Raw genomic sequence first — 13,935 nt, 5'->3', positions numbered from 1 at the left:
AAGATAGGCCAGATTGTTTATTTAAGAACGCGTAATTACGGAAATCTGATCGTTCTATGCGTTTTGACTGTCGCAAAGTGCGATACCGCACGACATTACTTCACGTCGGTGAACAGGCGTCCCCAGCTTGCGAGCGGTGCGGTATCGACGTCCAGCATCCGCAGAGCTTTCCAGATGACGGTGGCGACCGTGTCGTAGGCGGGGATATCGGTGGCCATTTCAAAGGCGCGCACCAGATGCGCCGCGTGCAGATTCGTGCAGAAGGTGGTGATCGCATCGGGTCGCGCGAAGGCGGCCTCGCGCATCATGATCGCGAGTTGCGTATCGGGCACTTCGGCGAAGCGGAAATTGTCCTGCAAGCCGAGGTGCCGTTCCGCGACGCATTCAATGCCCAGCTTCTCGTAGTTGCGCACGATCCGCTGCTGCACGTCGTCGAGATACGGCGAGACCAGGCCGAAGCGTCGCACGCGCGTGGCGTCGAAGATTTCGTTGAGCGCGAGGACCGAGGTGGTCGCGGGAATACCTGTCGCCTCCGTAATGTGACGGCACAGCGCCCGGTCGCGCTCGAACCCCAACCAGCCCGCCGAGGTGCCGCTCCAGCCGATCACGTCGACGCGCGCGTCGGCCAGCTGATGCGCGGCCGCCAGAATCCGGCTCGCGTCGAACTGGCCGAGCGCCGGTTCCGACAGCGCGATCTCCGTCACGGTGAAGCGCGCGAAATGCGCGCTGACGTGCGGCAACTCGCTCAACATCGCGGCGGTGATCGGCTCGAGCGCCGTGTTCGACGACGGCGTCAAGATGCCGAGCCGGATTCGTCTGTTTTGCATGGCGGGGGATCGTTTAGTCGGCGAGCAGTTGCTTCACACCTTCGGCGGCTTCATGGCGCAGCGCGTCGAGATCGAGGCCCGGAATCACGCCGTTGTCCACCACCACGCGGCCATTCACCACGTTGTAGCGCACGCGCGCCGGTTCGCCCGCCGTCACTGGCGCCACCGCCAGATCGTGAAAACCGTTGAAGCGCAGATCGCTGATGTCGTAGAGCACGAAGTCCGCCGCCTTGCCCACTTCGAGCGTGCCGACCGCGTCGAGACCGAGCACACCCGCACCGCCCGCGCTGCCCCAATGAATCGTTTCTTCGACGGTGGTCGCCGCTGCACCCTGGGCCGCGCGATGCACGAGCCACGCGAAGTGCGCTTCGTTGGTCATGCTGCCGGATTCGTTCGACGCCACGCCGTCCACGGCCAGCGACATCGGCACGCCGGCCGCGGCCATTTGCGGAGCGGGCGCAATGCCGCTGCCGAGTCGCGCATTGCTCACCGGACAATGCGAGCAACCACTGCCGGTTTCCGCGAGCAGGGCGATTTCGCTCGGCTGCAGATGTACGAGATGCGCGAACCACACATCGGGGCCGAGCCATTCGTGATCGGCGACGAACTCGACCGGCAGCTTGTTGAAGCGCTCCTTGCAGAAGTCGACATAGCGGGTCGTTTCCGATAGATGCGTATGCAACCTCAGGCCCATCCGACGAGCCGCCCGCGCGACTTCCGGCAGCAACTCGGGGGGCAGGGAGAACGTCGGCGTGGTGGGCGCGACGACGACGCGGCGCATCGAAGCATCGCCGGCATCGTGATAGCGCGCCTTCAAACGTTCGATGTCGGCCAGCATCTGATCGAGCGTTTCCGGTTTGAGCGCGAGCTTGGAAAAACCGGGGTGATCGCCTGCCGCCTGCAAGGCGCCGCCACGGCACAACACGAAGCGCATGCCGAACGACGCCGCTTCGTCGAACAGCAGATCGCCGGTTTCGGTGCTGCCTTCCGCGTGATAGAGGTAGTGGTGATCGGCGCAGGTCGTCACGCCGGAGAGCAGCAGTTCGGCCATGCCCAGCCGCGCGGCGACACGCGCAAGATCCGGCGTGAAGCGCGCGAGACGCGGATACGGCACGGCGGCGAGCCATTCCTGCAAGTCCGCATTGATGCCGGACGGTACCGCTTTGAGCAGGTTCTGGAACAGATGGTGGTGGGTATTCACCCAGCCCGGATAGACGACGCAGGACCGTGCGTCGATCACGCGCTCGTCGGCGCGGGGGGTGAGATTGGGTGCGATGGTCTCGATGCGGCCATTGCGAATCCGCAGATCGACCTGGCCCAGGCGCGCGCGGTCTCCGTTCATGCCGCTCATCACGGCGACAGGGTTCTTGATCAGCAACGCTTCAGTTTGCATGCTCACGATTCAATGTCCTTTCAGTTACCGCGAAGCGGCCGCTCGCGTTTTGCCGCGCAGGAAACCCGCGCGAGCGCCGCGCGGAAGTCGACCGCCTATTCGCGGACCATGTTGTGGGCGGGCACGACTTCTTCTTCGTGCGCGCCGTTGAGCACCGCGTTCAGCACGACGGAGACGAGGCACGCCAGCACCACGCCGCTATGCAGAAACGGTTGCGTCCAGTCGGGCATGTGCTTGAAGACTTGCGGTGCCATCACCGGAATCAGCGCGGTGGCGATCGTGAAACCGACGATCAGCACGTTATAGCGATTGCGCTCGAAGTCCACCTTCGCCAGTGTCTGCACGCCGGCCGCGACCACCACGCCGAACATCGCGATGCCGGCGCCGCCGAGCGCTGCCGACGGCGTCGAGGCCACCACCGCGCCGATCTTCGGCACCAGCGCCACCACGCACATCAGCAGGCCGCTGATCGCCACCACCCAGCGGCTACGCACGCCCGTCAGAATGACGAGCCCGACGTTCTCCATGAATGCGATAAACGGAAACGCCGCGAACATGCCGGCAATCGCGCTCGCCAGACCGTTGGCGCGCATGCCTCGCACGACGTCGTCCTCGCTGACTTCCTTATCGACGATATCGCCGATCGCGACGAACAGGCCCATCGATTCGACCATCTGCACGACCATGACGACGATCATCGTCAGCACGGGGACCAGCGAGAACACGGGCGTGCCGAAGTGAAACGGCAGCGGCATCGTGAACCACGGCGCGGCGCCCACGCTCGCGAAGTTGCCCATGCCGAGCGAACACGCCAGAATGCCGCCCGCGATCAAACCGATCAGCACCGACAGATTGCGCAGGAATGGACCGGCAAAGCGGTTGATCGCCAGAATCACAATGGCGACGAACAGCGTGACGCTGAGAAAGGGCAACGCGCCGAACTGCTGCTGCGCGGCCTCGCCGCCGCCCGCCCATTGATACGCGACAGGGAATAGCTGCAAGCCGATCACGGTTACGATGCAGCCCGTCACTACGGGCGGAAAAAATCTTCGTAAGCGTCCGACCAACGGCGCGGCGAACATCGTGAACAGACCCGCGCCGATCACCGCGCCGCATACGCCGGCAAAGCCGACGCCGGGGCTCGTGCCGATCGCGATCACCGGACCGACGCTGCTGAACGCGACGCCTTGCAGAATCGGCAGACGCACGCCGAACTTCCAGAAGCCGACGGTTTGCAGGATCGTCGAGATACCCGAGCAAAACAGGGCCGTGCTGATCAGCACGGTCGTGTCGGCCTGCGACATCTTCAAGGCCGACGCAACGATCAACGGCACCGCAATAGCGCCGATATAAGCCACCAGCATGTGCTGCAAACCCAGCGTGATCATCTGACGCTTCGGCAAGATCCGATCGACGGGGTGAAGGGCGGTGTTCATGGCGTGTCTCCCATGCAAGAGGGTTGCTGCGATTGTGGTTGTCGATCGACGTGCGAGGTCATGCCGCACGGCGCTGGCCGTGCGGTCGTGGCTCATACGTCGGTCGGATCTCCCGTCAGGCCGCAACCGGCACGGCAAGACAGGCGTGGAAGCGGTCGGTCAGCGCGGCGCGATCGAGATCGCGGCCGATGAATACGATGCGGCACGAGCGCGGTTCACTGCCCCACACTTGCGCCGCGCGCAGTTCGATGACGTTGTGCACGCCCTGCAGCACATAGCGGTGCGACTGGCCTTGCACGGCGAGAATGCCTTTCATCCGGAACAGATTGGCGGCGTCGGCGTCGCGCAGTTCGGCGAGCCAGGTTTGCAGCGCGTCGAGGTCGATGTCGGCGTCGACTTCGATGCCTACCGAGGAGACGCTTTCGTCGTGCTGGTGGTCGGCATGGTCCGCGTGTTGGTGGTGGTCGTCGTGTTCGGCGTGCTCGTCGTCGTGGTGAGCGTGTTCGTGCTCGTGGTGGCCTGCGTGCGCGTGCTCTTCTTCACGCAAGCCGTCGGACTCGACCAGAATCTGCGAGAACTCGTTCGCGCCCACGCCGAGAATCCTGTCCAGATCGATTTGCGCGTAGCTCGATTCGACGATCTCCGCCGTTGCGTTGAGTCCGCGAATGCGCTGCGTCAGCGACGCAATATCGTCGGGGCCGACCAGATCCACCTTGTTGATCACGATCCGATCCGCGCACACGATCTGATCGACCGCCTGGTTGTCGCTGCCGTCCAGCACCAGATCGTCCAGATGCGCGGCGATATGCTTCGCGTCGACCATCGTGACGACGGCGTCCAACGTCACCTGTTTCGCGATCGGATCGTCGAGAAAGAAGGTCTGCGCAACGGGATACGGATCGGCGAGCCCGCTCGTTTCAACGATGATGTGATCGAGCCGGTCCGGCCTTTCCACCAGCATCCGCACGATCCGCACCAGATCCTCGCGCACCGCGCCGACGCAGCACACGCAACCGTTGGTCATCTCGTAGATCTCTTCGGTCGATTCGAGCACGAGGCCACCATCGATTCCAATTTCCCCGAACTCGTTTTCGATCACCGCGATCTTGCGGCCGTGCTTTTCGCGCAAGATGTAGTTGAGCAGCGTGGTCTTGCCGGCACCGAGAAAGCCGGTCAGCACCGTGACGGGGATTTTCTCGATGTCGTTGTGGGTCGTGTGAATGTGATTCATGGCTCTTCTCCGTTACGTCGTTCGTGCTGCGGTTCGGCTATCAGGCGGGTTGCGGTGCGGGGGCTTCAGCTTCTCGCCAGCGTTTGACGGTGCCCGCTTCGAGACCGAACAGATCCAGCACACGGCCTAGCGTGTGGTCGATCATCTGGTCGAGCGAATCCGGGCGCGCGTAAAACGCAGGCACAGGTGGCGCGACGATCGCGCCCATTTCGGTAACGCTAGTCATGTTGCGCAGATGGGCCAGCGTGTACGGTGTTTCGCGCGCCAGCAGCACGAGCGGTCGACGCTCTTTCAACGTGACGTCGGCGGCGCGCGAGATCAGTGTCGATGACATGCCGCTGGCGATTTCGGCGAGCGTCTTCATCGAACATGGCGCGACGATCATGCCCATTGAGCGGAATGAGCCGCTGGAGATGGCCGCGGCCATGTCGTCGCAACGGTAGGTGGCGCTGGCGAGTGCGCTCACGTCGGCGAGCTTGTAGTCGGTTTCGTGCGTCATGGTGAGTAACGCGCTACGCGAGACTGTCAGATGCGTTTCGATATCGAGTTCACGCAGCAATTGCAGCAGGCGCACGCCGTAGACAAACCCGGAGGCACCACTAATGCCGACTACCAGCCGCCGCGTGCTCATCGTTGTGCTCCGGCGGCGCGAGCCAGAATGTCGACGGCGCGTTGCGACGCGTGTTCGCTGATCTGCGCGCGGATGCCGTCGAACTGCGAGCCGCGCGTTGCGTCGATCCCCATGCGCGACGTCGTGCCCGCCGCCGACGACGAAGGGTCGAGCGGACTGCCCGGCAAGCCATCGACGATAAACACGTCCTGGTGCGGCTGGAAATGTGTCGCGACGGCCCACAGCACCTGCGAGTCGTTGGTGATGTCGATATCGCTGTCCACCGCGACGACGTTCTTCAGGTACGGGTCCCAGCCGAGCAGCGCGAGCATGATCTGACGCGCTTCGCCGTCGCGTGTTTGATTCAGTGCGACGTAGCAGTGAAAGTGCGTGCCCGAGTTCGGATAGTGCAGCGCGGTGACGGAGGGAAAGCGCGCTTTGAGCTTTTCGCTCATCTCCGCTTCGCGCGGAAGGCGGGCAAGCGTTAGATGCTCTGCGTAAGGGCCGCCGACGACATCGACGAGCCACGCGTCGTTGCGTCTCATCATCGTGTCGACGCGCAACACATTGTTGGTCGAGCGATCCGACGAATAGCCGGTGAATTCGCCGAACGGGCCTTCTTCGGCGTGTGCGTCGGGATCGATCGTGCCTTCCAGCACGAACTCGGCCGATGCAGGCACGCCGATGCCGTAGCGCGGCGTGCGCACCAGCTCCAGCGGTGCGCCGAACAGACCGCCTGCAATGGCACGCTCATCGGTGCCGAACGGAACGCGTGCGGCGGCGGCCAGCATGAACAGCGGATGCGCGCCGATCACCATCGCGACCTTCAACGTGTCGCCGCGTGCTTTGGCGGTTTGCAACATGCGCCAGAGGTGGCCGCGCGAATGCAGGCTGGTGGCGAGTGCATTGCGCGCGTGCCGCATTGAGCGGTGATAGCTGAGATTGGCCACGCCTGTTACTGGGTCTTCGGCGACGATCACCGCGTTGGTGATGTACGGGCCACGGTCGGTGTCGAAGTGACGGATCATCGGCAACTGCGCGAGATCGACTGCGTCGCCTTCTATGACCTGATCGAGAACGGGGCCGCTGGAAACAATCACCGGTGTAATCGGCGCATTCGCACGCTGCTGATACGCGTCGAACAAGCCGGCTGCGTCGACATCGAACAGCCGTCCAATACGTGTGCGTGAGGCGAAGAAATTGGTGACCAGTGGTGTTGCGATGCCATTGACGTGGTCGCAGATCAGCATCGGATGCTGTCCGCGCGCCGCGAGTTCCGCGACGACGGCGGTCACGTCCTGATCGGCCGAAAGCGGCTGCGTGAGCGTCAATACATCGTCGGGATAGTGCTCGCGATACGCAAGCGCAAAGCGATGGAAATCCTGCGTGGCGCGGAAGAGGTTATCCGCCATAGTGAACTCCGTCCAAAGCGAAAGCTAAAACTCAAGCGATAACGAAAGCGAAAGCGGACACGTTGTGCGAGGCAGGCGCGGCGTAAACCGCGCCTCGCCTCGCCTCGCAGCGTCGACGAGCCTTAAGCCGGCTGCGTGACGTCGTTCACATACGTCGCTTTCAAACGTTTTTCCGCTTCGGCGAGATCCTTCGGCGGCTTGGTCGGTTCGATGCCGACCAGACGGGCGATGTTGTTGCCCATGTAGTCTTCGAGACCGTCTTCATCCAGATTCATGCCTTGCGGCGCGGGACCGCACAGCATTTCCAGTTCGCGCAGCCACATGCCCGGCTCATTCGGCGGCGAGTCCGTACCGAACACGATCTTGTTACGCGGCAACTCGCGTGCAAACTCGACGATGCGCGACTGATAGCACCAGCCGGATTCGCAATACACGTTCGGCGTATCCATCGCCATCCAGAAGGCTTCGAACGAATAGTTGCCACCGGTCTGAATCCCGAAGTGACCGATGATGAAATTCACCATCGGGAATTCGCGGATGATCGGGTAGAACTGCGTCGGGATCGTGTACGGTCCGTCGCCGGTATGAATCAACACCACCACGCCGAGCTCCGCGCATTTCTTCATAGCCGGACGCAGCCAGTCGAGCGCGCGATCCGGCCGGTAGCCGTGCATGTTCGCGTGCAGCTTGAGCATCTTGAAGCCGTACTCCTTCACGTGGAATTCGAGTTCGGCCGCGCCGTTTTCCGGACCCCAACGCGGGTTGTACGTGAAGTTGCCGATAAAACGATCGGGGTACTTCTGCGTGAGTTCGGCGATATACGACATGTAGTCGCGAATGCCTTCGCGGCCGCGCCGATTGCCGTCGCGGTAGCCGGTGTTGCCCGGCGGCGGCTGAATGAAACCCATGTCGATACGGCGCGGCTTGCCGTTGATGATGTACGGACCGTCCATCATCTTCAGCAGACGTTCGCCGGTGAACGGCTCGCCGGTATGGCGCCATGCTTCGTCCACGAGATTGGTGGGGTGCAGATGGGTATCGATGATCATCAGCGGGCTCCTGCGTAGTCGGCCTGGCCGGCGTGTTGCTTCGCGGCGCCGGCATGTTGTTTCAGATAGGCTTGCGCTTCCTCGACGCTTCGCGGCGGCGCGCTCGGTTCAAGTCCGATCATGCGGGCGAGGTTGTTGCCGAGGTAATCCTCGAGCGTGTCTTCGTCGAGGTTGAGGCCTTGCGGCGGCTCGTGGCACAGCACTTCGAGCAGGCGCAACCACATGCCCGGCTCGTTCGGCGGCGTGTCGGAGCCGTAGAGAATCTTGTGCGTGGGCAGTACTTTCGCGAATTCGACGATTCGCGACTGCAGGCACCAACTCGATTCGCAATACACGTTCGGCGTATCGAGCGCCATCTGATACGGCTCGAAGCAATACACGCCGCCCGTCTGCACACCAAAGTGCGCCATGATGAAATTCACCGACGGGAATTCGCGAATCAGCGGATACCATTCGCTCGGAATGCTGTACGGGCCGTCGCCGGTATGCAGCTTCACCAGCAGGCCGAGATCCGCGCATTTACGCAGTGCAGGGCGCAACCAGTCGAGCGCGCGGTCGGGGCGGTATGCATGCATGTTGGCCTGCAACTGCACCATCTTGAAGCCGTGTTCTTTCGCGTAGAACTCGATCGCTTCCGCGCCGTTCTCGGGACCGCAACGCGGGTTGTAGACGAAACAACCAATAAGACGGTCCGGGTACTTCTGCGTCATTTCGACCGTGTACGCCATGTAGTCGTCGATCGACTCGCGGCCCGAGCGTTCGCCATCGGTCCACGTATAAATGGTGTTGCCTTGCGGCGGTTGAATGAAAGCCTTGTCGATGCGACGAGGTTTGCCGTTGATGAAGTACGGCCCGTCCATCACCTCGATCAGACGCTCGCCGGAAAATGGCTCGCCGTCATGGCGCCACGCGAGGTCGACCAGGTTGGTCGGATAACAGCTGGTGTCGATGATCATGTACTCGATCTCCTTGAGAGGAACTGGTGTATCCAGTTGCCGGATCGCGGGCAGGCGCATCGATGGACTCAGCCCATTGGGCTGACCCATGCGGCCCTTTGCAAGGCGCATTTTTGTGCGCCTTCCCCTCGCCGGCATCGAGTGTCACACTGACGTGCACTGCTGCTTGCGATGCAGTCTCACAAGAGAAAAACGCTCTGTACAATATTTTTTAACCACGATCTTGATACGTTTGCGATATGGACATCCGGCTGTTGCGTTACTTCGCGGTGCTTGCCGACGAACTGCATTTCGGCCGGGCAGCCGCACGCCTGCACATTTCGCAGCCGCCTCTCAGTCAGCAGATTCGCATCCTCGAAGAGGAGATGGGCACCGCGTTGTTTACGCGTTCGCAACACCGCGTTGAACTCACCGATGCAGGGAAAACACTTAAGGAGCAGGTGCCGTTGATCTTCGCGCAGTTCGAACGCGCGATCGATCTGACGCGTTGCGCGGGGCGTGGCGAAGTGGGCAGTCTCGAGATCGGCATCATCAGTTCGGCGATGGTCGAACCGATTCCGCGCGCGCTGCGGGTTTTCGCGGAGAAACATCCGCAAGTGCAATGGACGCTGCATGAGATGACGCCGGCCGCGCAGATTCTGGCGCTGAAGGAGCGGCGGCTCGACGTGTGTTTCTTCCGCGTCTCACATGAAGAGGCGGAGATTCGCAGCGAAGTGGTGATGCGCGAGACGGCAGTGGTGGCGCTGCCATTGGGTCACCGGCTCGCCACGCGTGACGAACTGGCGTTGCGCGAGTTGGAGGCGGAGCGCTTCGTGTCGTTCGGGTTGCGGCAGTCGCAGCTTGCGCGCTTCTTACAGGACTGCTGCGTCGAAGCAGGGTTTACGCCGCGGATCGAACAGGAGGTGGTCGAGGTGCATACGCTGTTGTGCCTCGTGCGCGAAGGGCTCGGCGTGGCATTGCTGCCTTCGTCCGCGCGGCAATTGTCCACCGGCGGTGTGGTGTTCGTGCCAGTGGCCGCACCGCGTCCGGAAGTGTCGCTGCATGCGCGTTATCGCGCCGAGGCGCCGTCGCCGGTGCTGGCGCTGTTTCTTGAGACGGTGCGGGAGGTGGCGGCTAGCGTGAGCTGACCGTTTGCGCGACCAACTCGCGTATCGCGTCGATCAACGGCGCGACCCGTTCCGCTTTGTCGCGCGGCCAGACGGCGTACAGGTTGTAGTGCGTCGGGATTTCCACTTGCGTGAGTTCGATCAGCGTGCCGTTGCGGATCGCGTCGGCGGCGAGCAGGCCGCGCGCGAGACCCGCGCCCACACCGGCGCTGGCCGCCGCGATCAATCCCGCAGCGTTATCGAAGACGGCGACCGCATCCGGCTCGACGGCGGGCATGCCGGCCGCGGCGAGCCAGGGAATCCATGAACGTTTCGTGTAGCCGAGCAACGGCAACTCCAGCAATTGCTCCGGCGTGAGCGGCGTGTCGAGGCCGCGCGCCGGCAGCAACGAAGGCGAGCCGACCGCCGTCAACCGGTCGGTGCAGATCAGCGCGTTTTCGAAACCGTCCCATTCTCCATACCCGTACCGCAGCGCGATATCCACACGCTCGAACGCACTGCGTTCGTGACGCGGTGTGGACAGCACCGTCAACGACGTGCCGCTCAGCGTGCCGAGCAAGGCGGGCAAACGCGCCACCAGCCAGCTTTGCGCGAGTTCGGGGTCGACGTCGAGCGTGATCGACTGCTTGACCGTGCGCTCCTTGACCGACGACAACGCGCGATCGATCTGCTCGAAGCCATCCGCCAGTTGATTCGCAAACAGCACACCCGCGTCTGTCAACACCACGCGGCCGCTTTCGCGCACGAACAGCGGTTGGCCGACGAACTCTTCGAGCGTGCGGATCTGCTGGCTGATCGCGCTATGCGTGAGCGACAACTGCCGCGCCGCGCTCGAAAAACTGCCGACGCGGGCGGCCTGCAGGAATGCCTGCATCGACTGAAGGGACGGGTAGCGCTTCAACATGGTGTTAGCCGGACTTACGGGTGATGGAAGAAATCGTCGCTGGCGCTGGGCTTAACGGCTTTCAATAATGACCGCAAGCACGCGGCCCGTGCGGCCCTCGCACGCACCGCGTCGCACAACGACATTCAGGAGACAGCGCATGATCGAGATCGTGGTCAACGATACGCGGCACTCGCTCGACAATGTACCGGAAGACATGCCCCTGTTGTGGGTGCTGCGCGACCGGCTCAAGTTGACCGGCACGAAGTTCGGCTGCGGTGGTGGCTTTTGTGGCGCGTGTACCGTGCATCTGGAAGGTGAGGCGGTGCGCTCGTGTTTGCTGCCGGCGGTCGCGGTGGCCGGCAAGAACATTACGACGATAGAGGGGTTGTCGAAGGACGGCCGGCATCCGCTGCAACTGGCCTGGGTCGCGGAAGATGTGCCGCAATGCGGCTACTGTCAGTCTGGCCAGTTGATGCAGGCGGCCGCGTTTCTCAAGGATAAGCCGACCGTCAACGACGAAACCATCTCGACGGCGATGTCGGGGAACATCTGTCGCTGCGGTACGTACTCGCGGATTCGCAAGGCGATCAAGCGGGCGGCGTCGGGCGATCCGGCGCTGGCCGAGGTGGTGATGCCTGCGTGTATAGCGGCGTGCGCGTCTCACGCATCGGCTGAGGAGGTTTGAATGCGCCACGATAACGAAGCGCTGACAAGCGCGCGCGGCGCAGCACGACGCCGGTTTATCAAGCAGAGTTCGGCGTTGCTGGCCTCGGGACTCGCGATTGGTTTTCAATTGCCCGAAGCGCTTGCTAAGGGCGAGAACGCAAGCGGCGACCCGCAGCCGTTACCTGGCGAATTCGAACCGAATGCGTGGGTCCGGGTTCTGTCCGACGATACGATCAAACTGGTGGTCCATAAGCATGACTCCGGCACCGGCACGCGCACCGCATTGGCTGCGGTGGTGGCGGAAGAATTGGATGTCGATCCGTTTCGTGTGGATGTGATCACGCCGGAGAATCCGTTTTTTGGTGAGTACATTCATCCGCTGTGGAAAGTGTTTTCGACGGGCGGTAGCACGAGCGTGTCGCTCGAATACGATCGCTTGCGACGTGCGGGCGCGACCGCGCGGGCGATGTTGATTGCGTCGGCCGCGAAACAGTGGAATGTGGCGCCGTCGGCGTTGACGACGGACAACGGCTTCGTGGTCGATCCGGCGAGCGGCAAGCGCGCGAGTTATGGTTCGCTGGCGAGTGTCGCGGCGCAATTGCCGGCGCCTAAAGACGTCGCGTTGAAAGATCCGTCCCAGTTCAAATACATCGGCAAATTGCAGAAGAAACGCGGCGCCGCGCAGAAGGCGATGGGCGCGTTTCCGTACAGCATCGACGTGTCGTTGCCGGGCTTGCTCGTGGCGACGGTCACGCGCGCGCCGGTGATCAATGCGCGTGTGCGAAGCGTGGATGCGAAAGACGCGCTGGCCGTGCCGGGCGTGCGGCAGATCGTGCAGATTCCTGGGCGGCCGGATATTCTCGGCGGTAATCAGGCGGGCGTTGCCGTGTTGGCCGATGACTACTGGTCGGCGCATAAGGGGCAAGCTGCGTTGCGGGTGGAGTGGGACGACAGTCCGCTCGAGACTTTCGACAGCAGTACGCTCGCCGCGCAGCAGGCCAGGTGGCTCGACGATCCCGCCGCGCGTGTTGTGCCGACTATTCAGCACGGCGACGCGGGGACCGCATGGCCGCATGGCGCGCACGTGATCGAGGCGGCGTATTCGATGCCGTATAAAGCGCAGAATCCTCTGGAACCGATCAATGTTACCGCGTGGGCGAAAGACGGTGGCATTGAGTACTGGGGAGGATTGCAAGTGCCGTCGACGGTGCAGGAGGCGGCTGAGGTGATCGGCTCTATTCCTGCGGATCGCGTTGTATTGCATGAGCTCGTGTCGGGCGGAAGCTTCGGGTCGCGCGAATCGAAGTACTGGCTCTTCGAAGTGACGTGGCTCGCGCTGAAGGTCGGTAAGCCGGTCAAGCTGATGAATAGCCGTGAAGATGAAATGCGCGCGCTTTACTATCACTCGGCGAGTTATCACCGTGGGAAAGCCGTGCTCGATACACACGGCAATCTGAGCACTCTGCAATTGCGCGCGGTGATGCCTGCTTCGCCGGAACAATGGGAGCCGGGTTATTTCGATCGTCCTGATCGGATGGATTACAGCACCACTGAAGCGATCAGCAAGTATGAGTTCGCCTATGACGCGCCGCATGTCGATATTGGTTGGGTGCGCCATGAAACTGGTGTGCCGACGGGGTGGTATCGCGCGGTGAGCTATATCCCGAACGTGTTCGCGGTTGAGTCGTTCATGGATGAGGCCGCTCATGCGGGCAAGCGCGATCCGGTTGATTTTCGGCTCGCGCATATGAAGGATCCGCGTCATCAGGCTGTTTTGCGTGAGGCCGCCGCGCGAGCGGGTTGGGGTAAGCCATTGCCGCCTGGTACAGCGCTCGGTGTTGCGACGAATCAGGCGTACAGCAGCTATGTGGCCGTGGTCGCGCGAGTGAGGCGTAACGGGGATGGCGTCGTGATCGACAAGCTCACCTGTATCGCGGATTGTGGGTTGGCGGTGTCGCCGGGTGGCGTCGAGGAACAGTTGTACGGCGGGCTGATGTGGGGCTTGGGACATGCTATTGGCGATCGCATCGATATTCGTCACGGGCAGGTCGAGCAGAAGAACTTCGATACCTATCGCGTGATGCGCATGACCGATATGCCGGAGATCGATATTCAGATCGTGCAGGGTGATCCGGCGAAACCGGGTGGGGTGGGAGAGTTGTCGAGTCCTTCGGTTGCGCCGGCGGTGGCGAATGCGGTGTTCAGGTTGACGGGGCAGCGGTTGAGGGACACGCCGTTTGATTTGGGCAAGGTGGGCGCCCACGCCGGGGCCAAAGTAAAAGTTAGCGCGTAGGTCGACCCAGACCGCGTCGAACCCACGAGCGCCCGTGTCACGCATGGGCGCAAAAAAATCCTTGACTATC

12 protein-coding genes are annotated in these 13,935 nt (G+C 62.5%); 3 read left to right on the top strand and 9 right to left on the bottom strand.

Going from position 1 to position 13,935, the window contains the following annotated elements:
- Positions 1-95 precede the first annotated feature (95 nt).
- The 8 genes from GGD40_RS27830 to GGD40_RS27795 form a co-directional block, all read right to left on the bottom strand.
- Entirely contained in the window at positions 96-827 is a 732-nt protein-coding gene (locus tag GGD40_RS27830) for a maleate cis-trans isomerase family protein (RefSeq protein ID WP_179745836.1), read from the bottom strand.
- Positions 828-840: 13 nt separating this feature from the next.
- Entirely contained in the window at positions 841-2,220 is a 1,380-nt protein-coding gene (locus tag GGD40_RS27825) for an amidohydrolase family protein (protein ID WP_218901485.1), read from the bottom strand.
- A gap of 95 nt (positions 2,221-2,315) precedes the next feature.
- Positions 2,316-3,656 carry a nucleobase:cation symporter-2 family protein gene (locus tag GGD40_RS27820; RefSeq protein WP_179745835.1) on the bottom strand — a complete coding sequence of 447 codons (1,341 nt, stop codon included), beginning with the start codon at positions 3,654-3,656 and terminating at the stop codon, positions 2,316-2,318.
- Positions 3,657-3,771: 115 nt separating this feature from the next.
- The gene (locus tag GGD40_RS27815) at positions 3,772-4,887 is read right to left on the bottom strand and encodes a CobW family GTP-binding protein (protein WP_179745834.1); all 1,116 of its coding nucleotides are present in this window, start codon (positions 4,885-4,887) and stop codon (positions 3,772-3,774) included.
- Positions 4,888-4,927: 40 nt separating this feature from the next.
- Complete coding sequence (locus GGD40_RS27810) at positions 4,928-5,518, bottom strand: UbiX family flavin prenyltransferase (protein ID WP_179745833.1); 591 nt, start codon at positions 5,516-5,518, stop codon at positions 4,928-4,930.
- Complete coding sequence (locus GGD40_RS27805) at positions 5,515-6,909, bottom strand: UbiD family decarboxylase (RefSeq protein WP_179745832.1); 1,395 nt, start codon at positions 6,907-6,909, stop codon at positions 5,515-5,517. Before GGD40_RS27805 ends, GGD40_RS27810 begins: the two co-directional genes overlap by 4 nt.
- Positions 6,910-7,031: 122 nt before the next feature.
- Positions 7,032-7,958 (bottom strand): amidohydrolase family protein, encoded by a 927-nt coding sequence (locus GGD40_RS27800; protein WP_012428924.1) that lies wholly within the window; start codon positions 7,956-7,958, stop codon positions 7,032-7,034.
- Entirely contained in the window at positions 7,958-8,914 is a 957-nt protein-coding gene (locus GGD40_RS27795; protein WP_179713931.1) for an amidohydrolase family protein, read from the bottom strand. Before GGD40_RS27795 ends, GGD40_RS27800 begins: the two co-directional genes overlap by 1 nt.
- A gap of 239 nt (positions 8,915-9,153) precedes the next feature.
- Here GGD40_RS27795 and GGD40_RS27790 point away from each other — a divergent pair, with 239 nt between their 5' ends.
- Positions 9,154-10,041: a LysR substrate-binding domain-containing protein gene (locus GGD40_RS27790; RefSeq protein ID WP_179745831.1), complete on the top strand. Its 888-nt coding sequence runs from the start codon at positions 9,154-9,156 to the stop codon at positions 10,039-10,041.
- Here GGD40_RS27790 and GGD40_RS27785 read toward each other — a convergent pair.
- Positions 10,028-10,924, bottom strand: coding sequence for a LysR substrate-binding domain-containing protein (locus GGD40_RS27785; protein WP_179745830.1), 897 nt, complete (start codon positions 10,922-10,924; stop codon positions 10,028-10,030). The genes GGD40_RS27790 and GGD40_RS27785 overlap by 14 nt on opposite strands.
- Before the next feature lie 139 nt (positions 10,925-11,063).
- On the opposite strand from GGD40_RS27785, the gene GGD40_RS27780 reads away from it, so the two are divergent.
- A complete protein-coding gene (locus tag GGD40_RS27780) occupies positions 11,064-11,591 on the top strand; it encodes a (2Fe-2S)-binding protein (RefSeq protein WP_179745829.1) in 528 nt (175 codons plus the stop codon).
- Entirely contained in the window at positions 11,592-13,865 is a 2,274-nt protein-coding gene (locus tag GGD40_RS27775; RefSeq protein ID WP_179745828.1) for a xanthine dehydrogenase family protein molybdopterin-binding subunit, read from the top strand.
- The last annotated feature ends 70 nt before the right edge of the window (positions 13,866-13,935 follow it).

Origin of the sequence: Paraburkholderia bryophila (assembly GCF_013409255.1) — a bacterium.
Taxonomy (GTDB): domain Bacteria; phylum Pseudomonadota; class Gammaproteobacteria; order Burkholderiales; family Burkholderiaceae; genus Paraburkholderia.
This window is presented reverse-complemented; position numbering and strand designations above follow the sequence as displayed.